Raw genomic sequence first — 19,171 nt, 5'->3', positions numbered from 1 at the left:
GCCTTTGTCGTTGATCCTGCCGAGGGTCAGACGCCCCAGCCGTAGATCATGTCCATCAGTCCCGTCCCGGCACCACCCAGTTTCGGATTGCTGGTGAGGACGAAGTAGGTGTTGGGCTGGCCGGCATCGACCACGCCGATCGATTGGTCCGCCATGTCCTCGGTGGCGGGCAGCTGACGTTTCAGGACACGAAACAGATCGGGCAGACCGCCGGTGTACTTGACGACGCGGAAGTGCCGGGGGATCTTCGATTTGGTCTTGTTGAGCCTCAAGACGACGTCGGTCTTCGTCCAGTTGTCCAGATGCGTCTCCGGGTTGGGGATCGCCCTCAGGTCGGCCAGCGTGGTGGGATTCACCTGCGCCAGATGAATGTGCAGCTGGTTTTGCGAGCGCGCCGTGGCGGAGTTCACCCCTATCGCAATCGGTCGAGTGGGATTCTTGGCGACCAATTTGCCCGCCTGCAGCCACGCCGCGCTCCACAGGTTCAACTCGGAACCGTTGTACAGATAGGGGCATTCGATGCCCCTGATCCGGTTGGTGGGTAGGAGCAGGAAGTCATCGTTGTGACCTTTGTGGTCACCACCTCGACGGATTGCTTAGTACTTCACGTACTTCGGGTTCGGCTGGTACTGGGGACCCGGCTGAATGACGTCGATGTTGTCGCCGATCTGACCGGGCTTGGTGCCCTTCACCTTTCCCCAGAGAAGCAGGAACTTATCGGTGGCGGGATCGTCGGTGCTCTGGCCGCAGAGTTTTTGGGTCGGCGTCGGTGGTGCGGCCGAGGCGACCCCGCCTCCACTCAGGGCGGAGCTCGCGACGATGGCGGCGGTGACGGCCATCGTCGAGAGGAGCCGGGTGAACCGATGCGAGCGGGTGTCGTCCATGGGGAACCTCTCGGTGGTGAGCCTCGGCGTGCTCATCTGAGCGCAGAGTGTGCCACCGAGACTCTCCGGGTCGTGCCGAAACCGCAGATCAGGCAACTTTGACCCGGGAAAGTGCGGCGAACTACTCGTATCCGGCGCCGACTGCGAACGGTGGCGCTTCCATGTCGTTCCAAGGTGGGACGCCTCGGCCTTCGAACTTCCGTCGCCGCAGGTCCGCGCATAGAGTTCGCGCATGACCATGTTCGGAGAGTCGGGGACCGGGCCACGTGTTCCTGCCCATGTGTGGAGTGCCGTGGGCACTTTCGCGTTTGTCATGCTGTGCGGGATCGTCGGTCCGATCTTCCTCGTCGCCTACTTCGTGATCGATGCACCCGACACGGAGTGGATGCTGTGGACCGGGATCGGCATCACCGTGCTGGATATCGTTCTCGGCGTTGCCATCGCGTGGTTCAACTATCGGGGTGGCGCCAAGCTGGAACGCCTGCGCGCCGCCGGAGTGTTCGGCATCGCCGAGATCACCTCGATCGGTCAGACGAATGTCGAGATCAACGACCAGCCGCTGATGAAGCTCGGGCTCCGGATCCACGCCGAGGGACTCGCTCCGTTCGAGGTGTCGACGAGGAAGGTCGTGCCGCATTACCAGCAGCCGCTGCTTCACGCCCGTCGGTTGGCCGTGATGGTCGATCCCGAGTCCCAGGACTTCGAGATCGACTGGCAGGCAACCGCTTTGCTCGCCGGTTCGGTGCCGGCCAGGTTCACCTCCGAAGAGGACGGCCGGACCTACGATCTCACCGGTCAGGCGGAACCGTTGGGGGAGATCCTGCAGATCCTGGGGCGTCACGGGGTGGCGGGCAGTGGCGTGATCGATCTGCGGTCCAATCCCGCGGCCCGAGCGGAGGTCATGGAGGTCGTGCGCGGCTGGGCGGGAGTCCGGGCGGATTCGGCGAGCTCGTCTCGGATGGACCCCCCGTCGTTCACCAAGGCCGGTGGCGGGTCGGGCCGGGGTGGTGACCCGGGCCGTTCGCCGGCCGAACGGCTCGCGTCGCTGGACGAACTGCGCCGCACCGGCGCGGTCACCGAGGAGGAGTACGCGCGGGCGCGTCAGCGCATCGTCGACGATCTCTGACGCTGCGTGGATCGTCTGTAACAAAATGAATCCTCTGCCACATACGCCACTTGATTCACTCTAGTCACTCTGGTCACCACTCGATATCGATGTCGATGCCCTAGGGTCACAGCCGTGGCATTGCTGATGGTCGTCGAATTACAGTTCGTCGGTGCAGCTTTCACTACGGCCGCGTCGGCTTGCCCGCCGACGTCGAGCCCTCGCGTTCGCCCTCGCGCTCCTCGCGGTGGTCGGCGTGGTCACCATCGGGTCGGGTAACGCATCCGCGTCGGCCGCGTTCGGCAGGTTCCATGTGTCCGGCTGCGGCATGCCGAGCACCCCGGTCGACACCTGGACTCGGTGGGGCAACAGCAAAACCGTCATCGCTCTCGACGGTCTTCGCGCGACCGGTGACATCAGTGGCTGGCGTCGCGACACGCGTGTCCACCGCATCGCCGACTCCGGCGTCAACGTGATCCAACCGGTCGGAGGTCTCGCGAGCTTCTACACCGATTGGGAAGCGGCGAGCCCGGCCAACAAGGTCGGATACCGCTATCGGTGGACGTGCCGACTCGACACCATCGTGCGCGAACTCGACGCGCGCGGACTCGCAGTCGGCCCGCTGGGCAAATACGCGATCATGGGCATCTCCATGGGCGGTAACGCTGCGATGGTCTACGGGGCGTACCACCGCAAGCGCATCTCGCACGTCTTCTCGATGTCCGGCTACCTGAACCTGTCCGCGCCCACGATGCGAGAGGCTGTTCGGCTCGCGTTGATCGACGCCGGTGTCGGGGCGGGGGTCGGTCCGTTCAGCGCGGACGCCATGTGGGGACCGCCCTGGAGTGACCGGTGGACGCGCAACGATGCACTCGTCCAGCTGCCGCGGATGCGGGGGATGAAGATCCGCATCGGGTCCGGTTCGGCGACGTGGGGTCCGCACAACGCCGACGCCGTGGCCTCGGTCAAGGGCACACCGCTGGAGGTGGTGTCGCTCGCGCAGACCCGGTCGTTCGAAGTCGCGGCCGCTTTGCAGGGCATCCCGGTCACGACGGACTTTCCGTCCGTCGGGACACACGCCTGGGGGTACTGGGAGGACATGGTGTGGCGCGCCAAGAACAGCGGCTGGTTCCGCGACCGGTGACGACGACCGGTGAGGTGCGGTCTGCGCGGACGGCCGGGTGGAGTGTGACGGCGCCCGCACGGCCGACGTTCGTAAGCTGACGGTCATGCGTGTTCTGCGTCGAAGCGGCGACCCCGACCTCGCGGTCCGGATCGCGGGGGAGGCCGACCGGGGCGTACCGGTCGTCCTCGTGCACGGGATGGCATCGGACCATTCGACCTGGCGCCGGCTCGCGACGGCACTCCGCGCCCGCGGGCGTGCGGTGATCAGCGTGGACCTCCGTGGACACGGTCGCAGCGGCCGGGCCCGTGAGGTCTACCGGCTCGACGACTTCCGCGACGACCTGGCCTATGTCCTCGACACCCTCGGGATCGCGGTCGCCGACGTGGTCGGCCATTCGCTCGGTGCCCACACCGCGCTGCGAGTGGCCATGCGTGAGCCGACGAGGATCCGACGCCTGGTGCTCGAAGAGGTGCCGCCGATGCCCCGCGACGAGGCCGATCTGTCCGAGGGCATCGCCATGCGCGCCACCCTGGGCGAGCAGATTCGTGGGCTGATCGCGCTCGCGCGCAACCCCTTTCCGGTCATCCGCTACGACGGCCGGATGGGCGACCAGATCGTCGCCGAATTCGACGTCTGCGCGCCGCACTGGTGGTCGGAGCTGCCGGATGTGCAGGCCACCGCCATGGTCATCTCCGGTGGCGAGAAGAGCTTCCTGCCGCCGCGCCACCTGCGGACCCTCAGCGACGCCCTGCCGAACTCGCGGTTCGTCACCATCGAGGCGGGGCACAGCGTTCACCGCGACCGCGCCGAGGAGTTCGTCACCCACGTCGACGGGTTCCTCGGGCACTGACGCCTGCCGGCGTCATCTCCGGCTCGCTGGTTCCTGATCCGAGAGAACCGCGAAACCATTGGCCCACCACTGCTCCCTGAGGAGCGCCCGGAGCTTGCGGAGGGCGCGTCACGAAGGGTCTGCCACGAATGTCACCAAGACCCTTCGTGACGCTCGCAAGCTCGCTCCTCAGGGAGCGGGGGATGGCGCTCGTCCGGGGCGGGATGGTGCTCCTCCGGGGCGGGATGGTGCTCCTCAGGGAGCGGGGGATCGCGCTTGTCCGGGGCGGGATGGTGCTCCTCCGGGGGCGGGGGATGGTGCTCCTCAGCTCAGAGAGCGGAGCGGGTCAGGCGGGCTTGTTGTGCAGCGGTCGCGGGTCGATCCCGACCTTGCGCCATGCGTCGTAGGCCCAGGGGACGTAGAGGTACTTGAGCGGCAGGCGGTTGATCAACGGGTTGGCAGCCCGCATGAGGGCGGCGAACCGTTGGAAGTTCTTCTCGCGCCTGTCGTTCCACTCGAGGTCGCACACGTCACGCATCTGCTGGGGCAGCGTTCCGACGACAACGGTGCGGATGAAGGCGTTCAACGGAAGCGACAGGATCTTCCACACGGGCGCGGGGATCTTCTTGGGGCGGGGGAGCCCCTGCCGGATGTAACCGGTGGCGTAGACGATCGTCTTGTGCGGCACGAACCGGTCGAGCATGTCTTCCCAATACTGGACGAACTCCTCGTAGGTCTGCGGCTGCCCGCGATCGCTCACCCCGTAGAGCTGATACCAGACCTTGCTCTCCTCGAAAATCTGGACCTTCTCGGCGTAACTCAGGCGTCGGATGAAGGTGTCGGTGATGTAGAGGACCTGGTCGACGAACGTCGCGTGCGCCCAGTAGAACAACTCCGGATTGAGTGCGTGGTACCGCGATCCGTCGCTGATGGTGCCCTTGATGTCGCGGTGGAAGTCGCGCACCGTGCGCCCCCACTTCTCCGGCTCGGTGCTGTACACGGTCCGCATGACCGGGGGGCCGGTCCGCTTGGCCCGGCCGAGGAAGTCGCTGAAGATGACCGAGTGGTCGAGCACGGCCTGGCCGAGTTGTTCGATGCAGTTCTCGGTGCCGGCCAGACGCTGGAAGCCCAGCAGTCCGCGGTTGTCGCCGTAGAACTTCCACACGAGCGAGTCGGCGCCCAGACGTGGCGAGGCGACCTCGCCCGCGGTGTCCGGAGTGTCGTCGACGATCATCGGCTCTGCCTCGCGGATACCGGCGTCGAATCCCTGGTTGACTGACATGGCGGCGAGAATATCGCACTTGGAACAAATTTGGAAGGTTGTTCCAACGACGCGGGGTGATCTGTATGCGGAGAGGGAGGACGGACGATGCGGGGCAGGCAACCGGACTGGGCGCTTCCCGACGTCGAGGAGGTCCTCGCTTCCGCTGTCGCGGTGCGCCTGCCGATGCGTACGAGATTCCGCGGCCTGACCACGCGCGAGACGATGGTCTTCGCGGGGCCGGCGGGTTGGGGGGAGTTCGGTCCGTTCGTCGAGTACGACGACCCGGAGGCGGCCTCGTGGCTGCGGGCCGGCATCGAGGCCGCCTGGGTCGGCCCTCCCGCCGCGGTCCGCGACACCGTCCCGGTCAACGCGACCGTGCCCGCCATCCCCGCCGACGAGGTCGACGCATTGCTGCAGCGATACCCCGGCGCGGGAACCGCGAAGGTCAAGGTCGCCGAACCGGGGCAGACCCTCGACGACGACGTCGCCCGGGTCGCGGCGACGCGGGAGCTCATCGGCAGGGTGCGCATCGATGCGAACGGCGGCTGGACCGTCGACGAGGCCATCGCCGCCCTGCGCGCCATCGGTGAGGTCGAGTATGCCGAACAGCCCTGTCGCACAGTCGAAGAACTGGCGGCCGTGCGTCGGGCGGTCGAGGTGCCGATCGCTGCCGACGAATCCATCAGGAAGGCCGAGGACCCCTACCGTGTCGTCGCGGCCGACGCTGCTGACGTGGCGGTGGTCAAGGTCGCGCCGCTCGGCGGCATGCGCGCAACCCTCCAGCTCGCTGAGAACCTGGGACTCGACATCGTGGTCTCGAGTGCCCTCGACAGCGCGATCGGGATGGCCGCCGGCGTGGCTGCCGCGGCCGCGCTACCGCGCCTGGAGCTTGCGTGCGGGCTGGGCACCGGGTCGTTGCTCGCCGCGGATGTCGCCGCGTCCTTCCAGATGGTCGACGGCTCGGTGGGAACGCGATGGTTCGGCACCGACGCCTCGGTCGACGTGCGCGGACTCGCGGTCGAAGAAGAGCGTCAGCATTGGTGGCGCGAGCGTCTGCGGCGGTGTCACCGCCTGCTGACGATGGACGGGTCGCCCACGGGTCGCGGGCGAGGATAGGAACGCATTCTCCGATCTGTCTCAACGTGGTCTATCATGCGATGTGGGTCACATGCCGACCGTCCGTACCCGGGGCGGCCGTTGCGGGAGGGAGACGATCATGGCCTCGGTTCTGGCGACAGTGCCGGCAGCAGTCGATTCGGTCGGCGTCCCGTCTCCCGACCGCGACGGAACCCCGTTGCACGTCGGCCGGGGTCGCGGTGCCCGCGGACACCGGACCGCCGGGCTGTATTTTGACCAGATGGAGATCACGGAGATCAGACATCGCCGGCTGCACGAAGACCACTGGTCGGCACCCGAGGACTCGCTGCCCGCCACCCGTCGGCGGCGATGACCGTGGCAGGCACCGGAACCAAGGCCGACAGCGGGAATCGGACCTCGACGCGTAAGGTCCGCAACACCGCCAGCCCGGCCGACCAGGAAGCCGCGATCCTCGCGGCTGCCGGGGCGGAGTTCGCCGAGGTCGGTGTCCGCCGCGCGAACATCGACGAGGTCGCCGCGCGGGCTGGAGTGAGCCGCAGCACCTTGTACCGGCGCTTTCCGAACAAGGATGCGCTGCTCTACGCGGTGGCCAACGACGCCTACGAGACGGGCATGCAGAAACTCGAGGCCTCGGTGAAGGGGCTCGGACCCAAGGCCGCGCTGGTGGAGGCGTTCGCCGTCGGCGCCGAGTGGGTCAACTCCGATCCGCTGCTGAGCCGGATCGTCCTCACCGACTCCGAGATCAAGAGCGTCACGGCGACGATGACGTCGTTGTTCATCGACATGGTCACCGACCGGGTCGCGGCCACACTCCGCGACGAGGGTGCGCAGATGCCCGTCGAGGATCTGCTGGAAGCCGTCGAGATCCATGTGCGACTGGTGATCTCACTGCTGGAGACGCCGCCGTCGGACCCTGCTCGCAACGAACCCCAGCGCGTTCGGGATTTCGCCGCCAAGTTCCTCTCACCGATGATCTGGTGAAACCCCACCGGAGATGACGGGCCACGCCGGCCCCGTTCCTCTCGTCTGAAGTCCGCATCCACCGAAGGAGATCCAATGAGTCTGCGTGACAAGCTGTCCCGCACACCCGACCACGACGCGATCCGCGCCGCGCTACGGGACAAGGTCGTGGTCATCACCGGCGGCGCGCGTGGCATCGGATTCGAGACCGCGACCCAGCTGTCCGAGGCGGGGGCCAGGGTCGCGATCGGTGATGTGGATTCCGAGGCGGTGGGCAAGGCCGCCGCCGACCTCGGTTGCGAGGGCATCGAGGTGGACGTGACCAAACGCGAGTCCTTCGATGCGTTCCTGACCGAGGTCGAAAACCGGCTCGGACCGATCGACGTGCTCGTGAACAACGCCGGGATCATGCCGGTCGGACCGTTCCTCTCCTACGACGACACGATCATCCGCCGGACCTACGAGATCGACGTCCTGGGCGTGATCATCGGATGCCAGGAGGCGGCCCGCCGGATGGCGCCCCGCAGGACCGGCCACATCGTGAACATCGCATCGACGGCCGGGCGCATACCGACCCCCGGCCTCACCATCTACAACGGCGCCAAGGCAGCCGTCATCGAGTTCTCCGAGGCGCTGGGCGCCGAGCTGGAGCCGAAGGGCGTCGCCGTCAGCGCGGTACTCCCCACGTTCACGCGAACCGCCCTGATCTCCGGCCTGCAGACCAACAAGTTCATCCAGACCGTCGAGCCCGGCGAGGTGGCGTCGATCGTCGTGCAGACGATCGCGCGGCCGGTGGTCCGCGTCTACGCGCCCCGGTCGATGCGGTGGGCGGAGTCGGGCGCGTTGTTCCCGCAGGCGATGAAGCGGTGGTCGCGCCGGTTGACCAAGCTGGACTCGATCTTCCTGAGCCCCGACCAGCAGGCGCGCGCGGCATATTCCAGCCGGATCCGCGGTGAGAAGGTCGACACCCGGGCGCCGGGCGACAGTCTGACGCAGCCCCAGGAGAGCACGCCCCTGTCGTCGTGAAGAGGGACGGCATGGGTGCTCGGTCGGGGGTGCGGGAGGTGTCCGCCGACCGGGCGGCGAGGCGCGAGCTGCGCGAGGCACTGGACGATCTGCACGCCCTCGAGGTCGAGGCCGGACTCCGTCGGCGCCTGTCGCGGCTCCGGTGGGTCGTCGCGGTGGTGGTCCTCGTCGTCGCGCTCGTGCTCGCGGGGGTGGCGGTGACCGCGTGGCAGCGAGACCGTGAGCGGTACTCCGATGCCGAACTCCAGTCCGCGGCGGCCGACCGGGTTGCGGTGCTCATCGCCCCGGACAGCCGAGACGATCGGCGCGCCCAGCGCATCCTGGCCGGCGCCACCGGCGCCTTCTACGACGAGTTCGCCCAATCCGCCGACAGTTACACCGAATTCATCCGGGCCAACGGCACCGTCGCGCAGTCCTCTGTCGACGGCACGGGGATCTCCGTCCGGACCGGCGACACCGCCACGGTCCTCATTGCGGCCACCGTCGTCTTCACCGGTGGGGCGGCGCCGGCCGAGACCGGCGACCAGGCGCGCAGATTCCGGTTGCGGGTGCTCATCACACCGGCCGACGACACGCTGAAACTGAGTGCGGTGCAGTACCTTCCATGACGCCACCGACTCACACCCCGGGCGTCGAGCCGGTCCCGGGACGCGGAACGACCCGGCCCATCGGGGTGCGAGGTGCCGCCATCCGCCTCGCGATCGCGGCGGTTGTCCTGGTCGCGACGCTCGTCGTGGTGCTCGCCCTGTGGAACTCGCACCGTACCGGCTCCGACGTCGCGGAGAGCCGAGACCAGTTGCGAGCACAGGCGGGAACGATCGTCGCGGACGTCTTCTCGGTCGATGCGGACCGCTGGCAGCAGGACCGGACGCGGGCGCGGGAGCGGGTCGCCGACGAGTTCACCGACAGCTACGGGGCCCAGCTCGATCGGCCCCCGCCCGAGGGGACGTCGTCGGTGACCTGGCGCCCCGAGGTCGTCAGCATCGTCGCGGTCGACGCCGCGGAGGGGGAGGCGCTGCTGCGTGTCGTGGTGACAGTACGTCCGGCCGCGGGGCCGGCGACGACCGTTCAACGCACGGTCCTGGCCCGCTACGCGCGGTCGGACGACACATGGCTCCTCGCGGCGGCGGATGTGATCGGATGACCGTCCATCGGAATCTGCGGGTGCGACGATGACCGAGACCATCACCACGCGAATCGAACTCGCCCGCGCCCGGGTCGACGCGGCGACCCGACGGGCGCGCACCGCCCGGATCGTCGCCGCGCCGGCGCTCCGGGCGCGTGCGGCACGCCGGACACAGACGGTGCGCCGGACTCTCGTCGGAGCAGCGATCGCGGTGGTCGTCCTCGTTGGCGTCGCCGGCTTTCTTGCCTGGCAGATCCGCGGCCAGCAGGCGGCGACCGAGTTGCAGGACGACGTGCTCGCATCCGCCCGCGGCGCCGTCACCGTCATGCTGACCGCCGACCCGGCCGACCCCGAAGGCTACGTGACACGCGTGGCGGAGGTGAGCACCGGACCGCAGCTGAAACGGATCGACGCCGCCCGGGAGGCACTGATGACAGAGGTGGGCGGGAAACGGGGTTCGAGTGTCGGGCAAGTGATCTCGGCCGGGCTCGTCACCGATCCGTCGTCCGACGACATCGGTGGAAGCGTGGACGTGCTCGTCGTCGCCGACGCGACGAACCCGGCGCTCCTGGGCGGGTCGGGGGACGGTTCGGAGATCGACACCACCGGGGAGCGGATCACGGCGCTGATCACCATGACGCGCACCGACGGCGGCTGGAAGATCGCCGAGGCGAGGCGTCCATGACCACCGCTCACGACCGGGTCCTGCTACCGGCACGGCCGACCCGAACCCAACGCATCCGCATGCGGCTTCTCATCGCCGCATCGGCGGTATCCCTGGTGGTCGCGGCGATCGCGGGCGCCGCGACCCTGCGCCCCGATCCCGACCCGACCGAGGCGCAACGCAGCGAGATCCTCAGCGCGGCTGCGGCTGCCGTGAGTGCGCTTCTGACCTACTCGCCCGACGACCCCGCCGACCGGCGGCAGGCGACCGACGCGTTGCTGACCGACCCGCTACGCCTGGAGTACCGGAACCGCGGTACCGACGTCGTGGTTCCCGGCGTCCGTGCATCAGCGTTGTCGGTGACCGGCGAGGTCGTCGGTGCCGGACTGCAGGAGGGCGACTCGGAACGCGCCCGGGTGCTCGTCTTCGCCGACCAGCGGGTGACAGCCGGGTCCGGTTCACCGGCACCGGGTGCCGCGAGTCGTCCACCGGCCGAGACGACCTCTATCGCCCGGTGGGCACTTATGCGTAAGGTCGACGGGAATTGGCTGCTGTCCGACCTGCAACCGGTCGGCGACGTGACCCGTTGAGACACGAGATGCCCGGCCCCGGGCGGTCCGCGTGACCGCCGGCGCAGACGGGTGCTCGCGGGGTGGGATGACGAAAAGGGGACCAGAGATGAGTGCATCGAGCGCGGGTGTGGTGATCGTCGGAGCCGGACTCGGCGGAATCCGGGTCGCGGAGAACCTGCGGAACAACGGCTTCACCGATCCGATCACCCTCGTCGGAGCCGAAGCGCATCCACCGTACGACCGTCCGCCGCTGTCGAAGTCGGTGCTGCTGGGCAAGGACGACCGCGTCGATCTCAAACCCGCGGAGTTCTACGAGGACTCCGACATCACGCTGCGACTCGGTGAAGCGGTGACCGCGGTGTCACCGACGGACCGGACGATCACACTGGCCTCCGGCGCCACCGTCGCCTACGACACTCTCGTACTGGCGACCGGGCTCGATCCGCGGCCGTTTCCCGGTCTCGCAGAGAACGTCCGTGGCGCGCACGTGCTCCGCACCTACGACGACGCGGTGGCGCTGCGTCGCGAGATCGATTCCGCGAGCACCGCAGTCGTCATCGGCGCCGGCTTCATCGGATGCGAGGTGGCGGCCGGCCTCGCGGCCCGCGGACTGGCGGTCAGCCTCGTCGAACCGGCTCCGACGCCGCTCGCCGTGGCGCTGGGGGAGCGGATCGGCGCCCTGGTGTCGCGGTTGCACGTGGCCAACGGCATCGATCTGCGGACCGGGGTCGGGGTCGCGAAGATCGACGTGTCCGACGGGCGGGTCAGCGCGGTCGAACTCACCGACGGCACCACCCTGCCCGCCGACATCGTCGTCGTCGGTATCGGTTCGACCCCGGTGACCGGGTACCTGGACGGGTCGGGTATCGAGTTCGCCGCACGCGAGGTGGGGGGCGGAATCGCCTGTGATGCAACCGGACACACCAGCGCTGAGAGCGTCTACGCCCTCGGTGACGTGGCGAACTGGCTCGACGAGGACGGGCGGCCGAAACGCGTCGAGCACTGGAACCACACGGTCGAGCAGGCCTCGGTCGTCGCGCACCAGATCACCGGTGGCGACGCGGTCACCGCGTCGGTCGCCTATTTCTGGAGCGACCAGTTCGACGTCAAGATCCAGGTACTCGGCTCCCCGCGCGCCGATGACGAGGTCCACGTCGTCGACGACGACGGGAAGAAGTTCGTTGCCTACTACAGCCGGGACGGCGTGCTCACCGGGGTGGTGGGCGCCGGCAAGGTGGGTGCCGTGATGAAGACCCGGCCGAAGCTGCAGACCCCCACTCCCGTGGCGGATCTGCTGTAGTGACGCAGTGACGGATACGCCCACCGCTACGCGGGTGCGCGACGCCGCGGCCGAGGTGGCCGACCCGCAGCTCGCGCTCGGCCAGGCTGCGTTCTTCCAGGCCCGACCGGGGGGATACGGGGAGGGTGACGAATTCCTCGGAATCCGTGTACCGGTACAACGGAAGCTCGCGAAGGGGTTCCGCGGCATCGCGTCGGATCAGGTCGTCGACTTGCTCGACTCACCGATCCACGAGCATCGCCTGATCGCATTGTTCCTCCTGCGTGAGGAGTTCGAACGCGAGCTACGCCGCGGCGGCGACGGCAAGGGTTGGGTCGACCTCTACCTCGACGCCGTGCGCCGCGGCCGGGTGAACAACTGGGATCTCGTCGACTCGTCCGCCGATCCCGTCCTCGGCGAATACTGCTGGCGCAGCGGCGAACTCGATCTCGTCCTGCAACACGCGCGGGACGACGATCTGTGGCGGCGCCGGGTGGGGGTGATCGCGACCTTCGCCTTCATCAAGCACGGCGACCCGGCGGCACTGCTCGCGGTGGCGCCGCTCGTCCGCGACGACCGACGGGGTCTCATCCAGAAGGCATTCGGCTGGATGCTGCGGGAGGTCGGCAAACGAGTCGACGAGAGCGTCCTGCTCGGCTACCTGGACGACAACGCTGCCCGGATGGGCCGCACCGCACTGTCATACGCGCTCGAACACCGGACCCCGGAGGAGCGTGCCCACTACCGCGCCCTCCGGGATCTGTGACGACAGGGTCAGCCCTCGCGTGCGACCTTCGCAGCGGCCCAGATCATCGGGAACTGGAACGGCAACCGGGCCAGCGCGACGATCTTGTAGGGCAGCGGCCGGTCCCACCACAGCCGGACCATGTTGATGTTGGCGGGGTAGACGGCGAGGAACAGCAGCACCGACGCCGCGCCGGCGGCGCGTCGGGTCTTCGGAGCGAGAAGTGCCGCGCCCAAACCGATCTCGGCAACACCGGAAGCGTAGGTCAGCGTGCGGGGGTCGCCGGGGATCTCCTCCGGGATGATCTCGTCGAACGGTTTGGGTGCCACGAAGTGGAGCACTCCGATGCTGATGAGCATCGCGGCGAGGCCACGGGCGAGCTGGACGGGGTCGAGCCGGGAACCGCGGATGGTGCTCACGTCGTCGTTCTCCTTCGATGGACCGGTGACTGCACGAACTCGAACCACTCTCTCAGAATTCGACCTTCAGCGTGTCCGATGTCGGATGCGCCTGACAGCCGAGGATGTACCCGTCCTCGATGTCCTCGGGGTCGAGCGCGCCGGCGTTGTCCATGTCGACGCTGCCCTCGGTGAGAGTGCAGGCGCACGAACCGCACTCACCCTCCTGGCAGGAATACGGGGCATCGAGTCCGGCGGCGAGCATGATGTCGACGAGAGTTCGTGAGCGAGGCCAGGTCAGGGTGTGGGTCTCACCGTCGAGCTCCACCTCGACGGTGGCGGCACCCGCCTGCTCCTCCTCACTCACCTCGCCGAGTTCGACGTCGGCGAACGGGTCGCCGGACAGCGAGTTGTAGACCTCGGTGTGGACGTTGTGGTGCGGGAAGTTCGCGTCCGACAGACCCTTGTGGACGGCATCCATGAACGGGCCCGGTCCGCACATGTAGGCGACGTGCGACGTCGCGTAGGGCGCGAAAGCCGTTGCCAGAGCGGCCGCACTCGGCAGACCCTGGAGTGATTCGAGCCAGTGGACGAGGGTGAGCCGATTTGGGTGGGCGGCCAGGAGTTCTCGGAGTTCGGCGGCGAAGATCACGTCGGCGACGTCCCGGTTGGCATAGAAGAAGACGATCGGTGCGTCGCCCTTCTCGAGGGCCGCCTTGAGGATCGACATCACCGGCGTGACACCGCTGCCGGCCGCGATGAGCAGCAATGGGGTGTCATAGGACTTCGGGGTGAACACGCCCGATGGCGGCAGCACCTCGACCTGGGTGCCGGGGGAGAGGTTGTCGCACACCCAGTTGGATCCGTAGCCGTCGGCGGTGCGCTTCACGGTCACCTTGGGCTGCGGGTCGGTGAACGGCGACGACGCGAGGGAGTAGCAGCGCGCGACCGAACCAGTCTGCTCGCTCGGAATCCGTAGCGTGAGGAACTGCCCCGGTTTGTAATCGGTGAACGGCTTCGGCGAGGCCTCGGGTAGTTCGAAGGCGATGGACTTGGCCTCGGCCGTCTCGTCGATCACCTCGGACACCGTGAGGATCACGCTGCGTGAACCGTGAGGGGTCAGGTCAGACATGTGCGCAGTCTCCGCCGTCGAGGACCGGCACCCCGGCCCAAATTAGAACACGTTCTACTTCAGCCTAGCGCAACGACCGGTGTTCCCACGAGGGGCTTGCGGTCGATCACTTGCGGCCGTTGCCAGCGTAGTCACGCCAGGGCGGCCACGCCGTCGGCCACGGTGCGCGCGCCGGACTCGATGAGCGTCTCCAGGTCGGCATCGGGGTCGTCGAGCCATTTCTCGTACGCGGCGAGGGCGGCACCGAGGCACAGCCAGCCGATGGTCTGCGGCAGGTGATCGCGGACATCGACGCCCAGCCGGGTCGCGCAGAACTCGGCGATGACCTGACGCCAGTCGGCATAGACGATCATCGAATGTGCCTGCAGCGCAGGCACCCCGAGGAGGAGGGACATACGTCGGCGATGGTTGTCGAGTTCCTCGGCGGGCACCCGGTTGAACGAGACGAGGGCGTCGACGAGGGCCTGCGCCATCGGCGTCTCGGGCGGGATGCCGGCGAGGAGAGTGCGTAGTTCGAGGAGATGGTCGTCGAACTCGCCCCAGGGGATCTCGTTCTTCGACGAGTAATACCGGAACAGTGTGCGCCGGGCTATCCCGGCCGCCTCGGCGATGTCGTCGACGCTGGTGTCCTCGAAGCCCTGGGTGGTGAAGAGGCGGATCGCGAGTGCGCTGATCTGCGCACGCGACGTGATGGGGCGCCGGCCCGGCGGGGTACGTGCGGGCTCGTCACCGCGCATCTTCGTGGTCATCGGGACCTCAGCCTATGGGACCGGTGTCGTCCGGATCGACAGAACCGTCCACCTGGCCATTCGGGCAGTTCGCTCGCGAACGCTGGATTTCTGCACCGAGTGCCACTAGAGTCTGTCGTGATCCACATCACTAACCCACCAACCAGGAGGTATGGATCATGGCAGATCAGTCCGCTGCGACCAGTCACAGCTCGAACGACACCGAACTCCTCGCCGAGTCACTCGTCGAAGAGGTCTCGATCGACGGGATGTGCGGGGTCTACTGATGTCAGCCCCGACATCGAATCCGATCTCCGGCGACCGTTCCGCGGTCGCCGGGGTCCGGTTCGACACCCCAGCCGAGGCGCCCGGTTTCGACACGCTCGAGCCGTGGCGGCTCAATCCGAAGGTCGCTCTGCGGCCGGAACCGTTCGGCGCGCTGCTGTACCACTTCGGTACGCGCAAGCTGTCGTTCCTCAAGAACCTCACCGTCGTCGGCATCGTGCAATCACTCGCCGACCACGACTCGGCGGAGGCCGCCCTCCTCGCCGCCGGGATCTCGCCCGCCCAACGTCCCCTGTACCTGCAGGCGCTCACCGCCCTCGCCGACAGCGGCATGATCGTGCCCCGCTCCTGAGCGATCAGGCCCGACGTCCCGGCCCGGACGTCCCAGTCCCGAACCGACAGCCCCGAATGCAAGGACCTCAACGATGACGACCATCGAGATGCCGCCCACAGCAACCGAATTCGCGAGTGCACTCCGGGCGCCCGCACCGACCGCCGGCGAGGTGCCGAAGGTCGGCCGGCTCGTCGACCAGTTCGAGAAGGGTCTCGACGCGCCCATCTGCCTCACCTGGGAACTGACCTATGCGTGCAACCTCGCGTGCGTGCACTGCCTGTCGTCGTCGGGCAAACGCGATCCCCGCGAGCTGTCCACCGAACAGTGCAAGGCGATCATCGACGAGTTGCAGCGGATGCAGGTCTTCTACGTCAACATCGGCGGCGGCGAACCGACCGTTCGCCCGGACTTCTGGGAGCTCGTCGACTACGCCACCAGCCATCAGGTGGGGGTGAAGTTCTCCACCAACGGCCTGCGCATCGACAAGAAGGTGGCCGCGAGACTCGCGGCGTCGGATTATGTCGACGTCCAGATCTCGCTGGACGGGGCGACCGCGGAGGTCAACGACGCGGTCCGCGGTCCGGGTTCGTTCGACATGGCCGTCCGTGCGCTGGAGAACCTGGCAGAGGCGGGTTTCGCCGACGCCAAGATCAGCGTCGTCATGACGCGACAGAACGTCGCGCAACTCGACGAGTTCAAGGCGCTCGCCGACCGCTACAACGCCACGCTGCGCATCACCCGGTTGCGTCCCTCCGGCCGGGGCGCCGACGTGTGGGATGACCTGCATCCGTTGCCGCACCAGCAGCGCGAACTCTACGACTGGCTTGTCGCACACGGTGATCGAGTGCTGACGGGTGACTCGTTCTTCCATCTGTCGGCGTTCGGTTCCGATTCCGGCGGCGGCCTCCCCGGCCTCAATCTGTGTGGTGCGGGACGCGTGGTCTGCCTCATCGACCCGGTCGGTGACGTGTACGCGTGCCCGTTCGCGATCCACGAGAACTTCCTCGCCGGGAACATCCTGTCCGACGGCGGTTTCCAGGAGATCTGGCAGCGGTCGGACCTGTTCACCGAATTGCGCGAACCGCAGAACGCCGGCGCCTGCACGAAGTGTGCGCATTTCGACGCCTGCCGCGGCGGGTGCATGGCCGCGAAGTTCTTCACCGGCCTCCCGCTCGCCGGCCCGGACCCGGAGTGCGTGCAGGGTTACGGTGAGGAACTCCTCGCCGGCGACCGCACGAAACCGACCGCCAACAAGGACCATTCACGCGGCACGCCGCTGACCCTGATGACCCGGCGGCCCGACGGCGACCTGACCCCGGTGGCCTCGCGTCCCACCAAGTCCTGTGACGAGAACCCGCTCGCCGGGTTCACCCCCGCCGCGCGGTAGATCGCCCGCGGTACACCACGGGGCGCGCCGTCGTCGGAACCGGCGCCCCGTCTCCATGAGAGCCAACCGGTCTCCATGGATGGATCAATGAGTAGGAAGAACATGTCTGCCAACCCCTGGGCCCGAAATCCCTGGTTCGAGACCGTCACCGAGGCGCAGCGCCGGGCCAAGAAGCGGCTGCCCAAATCGGTGTACTCGTCGCTGGTCGCCGGTACGCAGGCCGGTGTCACCGTCGACGACAACGTCCGCGCGTTCTCCGAACTGGGCTGGGCGCCGCACGTCGTCGGTGTGCAGTCCGACCGCGAGATGACGACAACGGTGATGGGGCAAGAGATCTCGTTCCCGGTGATGATCTCGCCGACCGGCGTGCAGGCCGTCGACCCGGAGGGTGAAGTCGCCGTCGCCCGCGCCGCCGCGGCCCGCGGAACGGCGATGGGGCTGTCGAGCTTCGCCTCGCACGCGGTCGAGGAGGTCACCGCGGTCAATGACAAGGTGTTCTTCCAGATCTACTGGCTGGGCAGCCGCGAGGAGATCCTCGCGCGAGCCGAGCGCGCGAAGGCGGCCGGCGCGAAGGGGCTGATCGTCACGACCGACTGGGTCTTCAACGTCGGACGCGACTGGGGCAGCCCCGAGATCCCCGAGAAGGTCGACCTCAAGGCGCTTCTCCGTCTGGGGCCGGAGATCGCGGTCAAGCCGAGGTACGCACTCGATTGGGTCAAGGGCGGGAAGATCAACATCCCCGACCTGACCGCGCCGAACCTCACACCGCAGGGGGTGCCCGGGCCGACGTTCTTCGGGGCCTACGGGTCCTGGATGAACACGCCGCCGCCCACCTGGGAGGACCTGAAGTGGTTGCGCGAGCAGTGGGATGGCCCCTTCATGGTCAAGGGCATCACCCGTCTCGACGACGCGAAGCGGGCAGTGGACATCGGCGCGACGGCACTGTCGGTGTCCAACCACGGGGGCAACAATCTCGACGGCACGCCGGCGACGATCCGCCTCCTTCCCGACATCGCGGCCGCGGTGGGCAACGACATCGAGGTCCTGCTCGACGGCGGGATCCGTCGCGGCAGTGACGTCGCCAAAGCGCTCGCACTCGGTGCCCGCGCGGTCATGATCGGCCGTGCGTACCTCTGGGGTCTAGCCGCCAACGGCCAGGCCGGTGTCGAGAACGTGCTGGACCTCATGCGCATGGGACTCGACGGCGTGCTGATGGGTCTCGGCCACAAGAGCGTGCACGAGCTCTCGGCCGCCGACCTCGTCGTACCCGACGGCTTCACCCGCGCGTTCGGGCACGCCTGAACCGTTCGTCGGGCCCCGGCGAACACTGGGGAGCAGAACTAGAACGTGTTACAGTTCTGCCATGGGACAGTTCGACGGCAAGGTCGTCTACATCACCGGCATCGCCCGAGGTCAAGGTCGCAATCATGCGATCCGGTTCGCCCGTGAGGGGGCCGCGATCGTCGGCCTCGACATCGCGGGTCCGATCATCGACCACGCGACCTACCCCGCGGCCACGGCCGACGACCTCGCCGAGACGATTCGTCTCGTCGAGGGCGTCGGCGGCAAGATCCTTGCACGGCAGGGAGATACGCGCGATCTTGCTTTCCAGCAGCAGCTCGTGGCCGACGCCGTCGAGCAGTTCGGTCGGCTCGACCACGTCGTCGCCAACGCCGGGGTGCTGACCTGGGGCAAGGTCTGGGAGCTCAGCGAAGAGCAGTTCACCGACGTCGTCGACATCAACCTCGTCGGCGCGTGGAAGACGCTGAAGGCCACCATTCCGGAGATGCTCGAGGCGGGCAACGGGGGCTCGATCACCGTCATCAGTTCCGTCGCGGGGCTGAAGGCGATGCCGCTGCAGGCGTCGTACTCGGCGTCGAAGTACGGACTCGTCGGACTGACCCAGACGACCGCGAAAGAGCTCGGTCACCATCGCATCCGGGTGAACAGCGTGCACCCGTACGCGGTCGACACCCCGATGGGTGTGGCTGACACCGAGGCCCACCGGATCTTCGGAATCCCCTGGGTCAACCCGCATTTCACGTCGATCCTCGACTACCATCCGGTCGCCGCGCTCGACGAGATCTCCGACGCCGTCCTCTACCTCGCGTCCGACAGTGCCAAGGGGATCACCGCGGCCGAGTTCCAGATCGACATGGGGCATTCGAAGGTCTGACGCCGCGCGGCCGCGGAAGAACCCTTGCGTTCGAGGGCGAGTGGCCGATTCAT

At 67.8% G+C, this 19,171-nt stretch carries 24 protein-coding genes; 18 read left to right on the top strand and 6 right to left on the bottom strand.

Annotated elements, in window-relative coordinates; genetic code table 11:
* Positions 1 to 26: 26 nt before the first annotated feature.
* Positions 27 to 551, bottom strand: a complete 525-nt coding sequence (locus M4D77_RS19845) for a CDP-diacylglycerol diphosphatase (protein WP_323055852.1) — start codon at positions 549 to 551, stop codon at positions 27 to 29.
* A gap of 45 nt (positions 552 to 596) precedes the next feature.
* Positions 597 to 920, bottom strand: coding sequence for a hypothetical protein (locus M4D77_RS19840; protein WP_242697052.1), 324 nt, complete (start codon positions 918 to 920; stop codon positions 597 to 599).
* Positions 921 to 1,116: 196 nt separating this feature from the next.
* Between M4D77_RS19840 and M4D77_RS19835 the strand changes: the two genes are divergently transcribed.
* The 3 genes from M4D77_RS19835 (at position 1,117) to M4D77_RS19825 (ending at position 3,965) form a co-directional block, all read left to right on the top strand.
* Positions 1,117 to 2,010 (top strand): SHOCT domain-containing protein, encoded by an 894-nt coding sequence (locus M4D77_RS19835; protein ID WP_231742459.1) that lies wholly within the window; start codon positions 1,117 to 1,119, stop codon positions 2,008 to 2,010.
* A 226-nt stretch (positions 2,011 to 2,236) separates the two neighbouring features.
* Positions 2,237 to 3,133: an alpha/beta hydrolase gene (locus M4D77_RS19830; RefSeq protein WP_374100833.1), complete on the top strand. Its 897-nt coding sequence runs from the start codon at positions 2,237 to 2,239 to the stop codon at positions 3,131 to 3,133.
* Positions 3,134 to 3,218: 85 nt separating this feature from the next.
* Positions 3,219 to 3,965 (top strand): alpha/beta fold hydrolase, encoded by a 747-nt coding sequence (locus M4D77_RS19825; RefSeq protein ID WP_058252437.1) that lies wholly within the window; start codon positions 3,219 to 3,221, stop codon positions 3,963 to 3,965.
* Positions 3,966 to 4,290: 325 nt separating this feature from the next.
* Here M4D77_RS19825 and M4D77_RS19820 read toward each other — a convergent pair whose 3' ends face one another.
* The gene (locus M4D77_RS19820; RefSeq protein ID WP_078113126.1) at positions 4,291 to 5,226 is read right to left on the bottom strand and encodes an oxygenase MpaB family protein; all 936 of its coding nucleotides are present in this window, start codon (positions 5,224 to 5,226) and stop codon (positions 4,291 to 4,293) included.
* An 87-nt stretch (positions 5,227 to 5,313) separates the two neighbouring features.
* Between M4D77_RS19820 and M4D77_RS19815 the strand changes: the two genes are divergently transcribed.
* The 10 genes from M4D77_RS19815 (at position 5,314) to M4D77_RS19770 (ending at position 12,699) form a co-directional block, all read left to right on the top strand.
* Positions 5,314 to 6,324 (top strand): o-succinylbenzoate synthase, encoded by a 1,011-nt coding sequence (locus M4D77_RS19815; RefSeq protein ID WP_078113125.1) that lies wholly within the window; start codon positions 5,314 to 5,316, stop codon positions 6,322 to 6,324.
* Between the two features lie 100 nt (positions 6,325 to 6,424).
* A complete protein-coding gene (locus tag M4D77_RS19810) occupies positions 6,425 to 6,658 on the top strand; it encodes a hypothetical protein (RefSeq protein ID WP_078113124.1) in 234 nt (77 codons plus the stop codon).
* Positions 6,655 to 7,287, top strand: coding sequence for a TetR/AcrR family transcriptional regulator (locus M4D77_RS19805; protein WP_078113123.1), 633 nt, complete (start codon positions 6,655 to 6,657; stop codon positions 7,285 to 7,287). The genes M4D77_RS19810 and M4D77_RS19805 overlap by 4 nt, the downstream gene beginning before the upstream one ends.
* Before the next feature lie 75 nt (positions 7,288 to 7,362).
* Entirely contained in the window at positions 7,363 to 8,292 is a 930-nt protein-coding gene (locus M4D77_RS19800) for an SDR family oxidoreductase (RefSeq protein WP_078113122.1), read from the top strand.
* Positions 8,293 to 8,303: 11 nt separating this feature from the next.
* On the top strand, positions 8,304 to 8,900 hold the full coding sequence (locus tag M4D77_RS19795; RefSeq protein WP_078113121.1) for a hypothetical protein: 597 nt from the start codon (positions 8,304 to 8,306) through the stop codon (positions 8,898 to 8,900).
* Positions 8,897 to 9,436, top strand: a complete 540-nt coding sequence (locus M4D77_RS19790) for a hypothetical protein (RefSeq protein WP_078113120.1) — start codon at positions 8,897 to 8,899, stop codon at positions 9,434 to 9,436. The genes M4D77_RS19795 and M4D77_RS19790 overlap by 4 nt, the downstream gene beginning before the upstream one ends.
* 28 nt (positions 9,437 to 9,464) lie before the next feature.
* Complete coding sequence (locus M4D77_RS19785) at positions 9,465 to 10,103, top strand: hypothetical protein (RefSeq protein ID WP_058252368.1); 639 nt, start codon at positions 9,465 to 9,467, stop codon at positions 10,101 to 10,103.
* Positions 10,100 to 10,672 (top strand): hypothetical protein, encoded by a 573-nt coding sequence (locus tag M4D77_RS19780; RefSeq protein ID WP_058252367.1) that lies wholly within the window; start codon positions 10,100 to 10,102, stop codon positions 10,670 to 10,672. Before M4D77_RS19785 ends, M4D77_RS19780 begins: the two co-directional genes overlap by 4 nt.
* A gap of 88 nt (positions 10,673 to 10,760) precedes the next feature.
* Complete coding sequence (locus M4D77_RS19775; protein ID WP_058252366.1) at positions 10,761 to 11,954, top strand: NAD(P)/FAD-dependent oxidoreductase; 1,194 nt, start codon at positions 10,761 to 10,763, stop codon at positions 11,952 to 11,954.
* 7 nt (positions 11,955 to 11,961) lie between these two features.
* Complete coding sequence (locus M4D77_RS19770) at positions 11,962 to 12,699, top strand: DNA alkylation repair protein (protein WP_058252365.1); 738 nt, start codon at positions 11,962 to 11,964, stop codon at positions 12,697 to 12,699.
* Positions 12,700 to 12,707: 8 nt separating this feature from the next.
* Here M4D77_RS19770 and M4D77_RS19765 read toward each other — a convergent pair whose 3' ends face one another.
* The 3 genes from M4D77_RS19765 to mftR all read right to left on the bottom strand — a co-directional run bounded on the left by M4D77_RS19765 (position 12,708) and on the right by mftR (position 14,957).
* Positions 12,708 to 13,097: a hypothetical protein gene (locus M4D77_RS19765; protein WP_058252436.1), complete on the bottom strand. Its 390-nt coding sequence runs from the start codon at positions 13,095 to 13,097 to the stop codon at positions 12,708 to 12,710.
* Positions 13,098 to 13,149: 52 nt separating this feature from the next.
* On the bottom strand, positions 13,150 to 14,208 hold the full coding sequence (locus M4D77_RS19760) for a ferredoxin--NADP reductase (RefSeq protein ID WP_058252364.1): 1,059 nt from the start codon (positions 14,206 to 14,208) through the stop codon (positions 13,150 to 13,152).
* Positions 14,209 to 14,339: 131 nt separating this feature from the next.
* Positions 14,340 to 14,957, bottom strand: a complete 618-nt coding sequence (mftR, locus tag M4D77_RS19755; RefSeq protein ID WP_058252363.1) for a mycofactocin system transcriptional regulator — start codon at positions 14,955 to 14,957, stop codon at positions 14,340 to 14,342.
* A 158-nt stretch (positions 14,958 to 15,115) separates the two neighbouring features.
* Here mftR and mftA point away from each other — a divergent pair, with 158 nt between their 5' ends.
* From mftA to M4D77_RS19730, 5 genes are all read left to right on the top strand, one after another.
* Positions 15,116 to 15,223, top strand: a complete 108-nt coding sequence (gene mftA, locus M4D77_RS19750) for a mycofactocin precursor MftA (RefSeq protein WP_058252362.1) — start codon at positions 15,116 to 15,118, stop codon at positions 15,221 to 15,223.
* Entirely contained in the window at positions 15,223 to 15,573 is a 351-nt protein-coding gene (gene mftB / locus M4D77_RS19745) for a mycofactocin biosynthesis chaperone MftB (protein WP_058252361.1), read from the top strand. Before mftA ends, mftB begins: the two co-directional genes overlap by 1 nt.
* Before the next feature lie 73 nt (positions 15,574 to 15,646).
* Entirely contained in the window at positions 15,647 to 16,942 is a 1,296-nt protein-coding gene (gene mftC, locus M4D77_RS19740; RefSeq protein ID WP_058252360.1) for a mycofactocin radical SAM maturase, read from the top strand.
* Positions 16,943 to 17,044: 102 nt separating this feature from the next.
* A complete protein-coding gene (gene mftD, locus M4D77_RS19735) occupies positions 17,045 to 18,244 on the top strand; it encodes a pre-mycofactocin synthase MftD (protein ID WP_058252359.1) in 1,200 nt (399 codons plus the stop codon).
* A 61-nt stretch (positions 18,245 to 18,305) separates the two neighbouring features.
* Positions 18,306 to 19,118: a mycofactocin-coupled SDR family oxidoreductase gene (locus M4D77_RS19730; protein ID WP_078113118.1), complete on the top strand. Its 813-nt coding sequence runs from the start codon at positions 18,306 to 18,308 to the stop codon at positions 19,116 to 19,118.
* Positions 19,119 to 19,171 lie beyond the last annotated feature (53 nt).

The organism is Gordonia sp. p3-SID1431, from assembly GCF_025143765.1.
Lineage (GTDB): Bacteria > Actinomycetota > Actinomycetes > Mycobacteriales > Mycobacteriaceae > Gordonia > Gordonia hongkongensis.
Note: the sequence above shows the minus strand (reverse complement) of the source record. Positions and strands in the feature narration are given on the sequence as shown.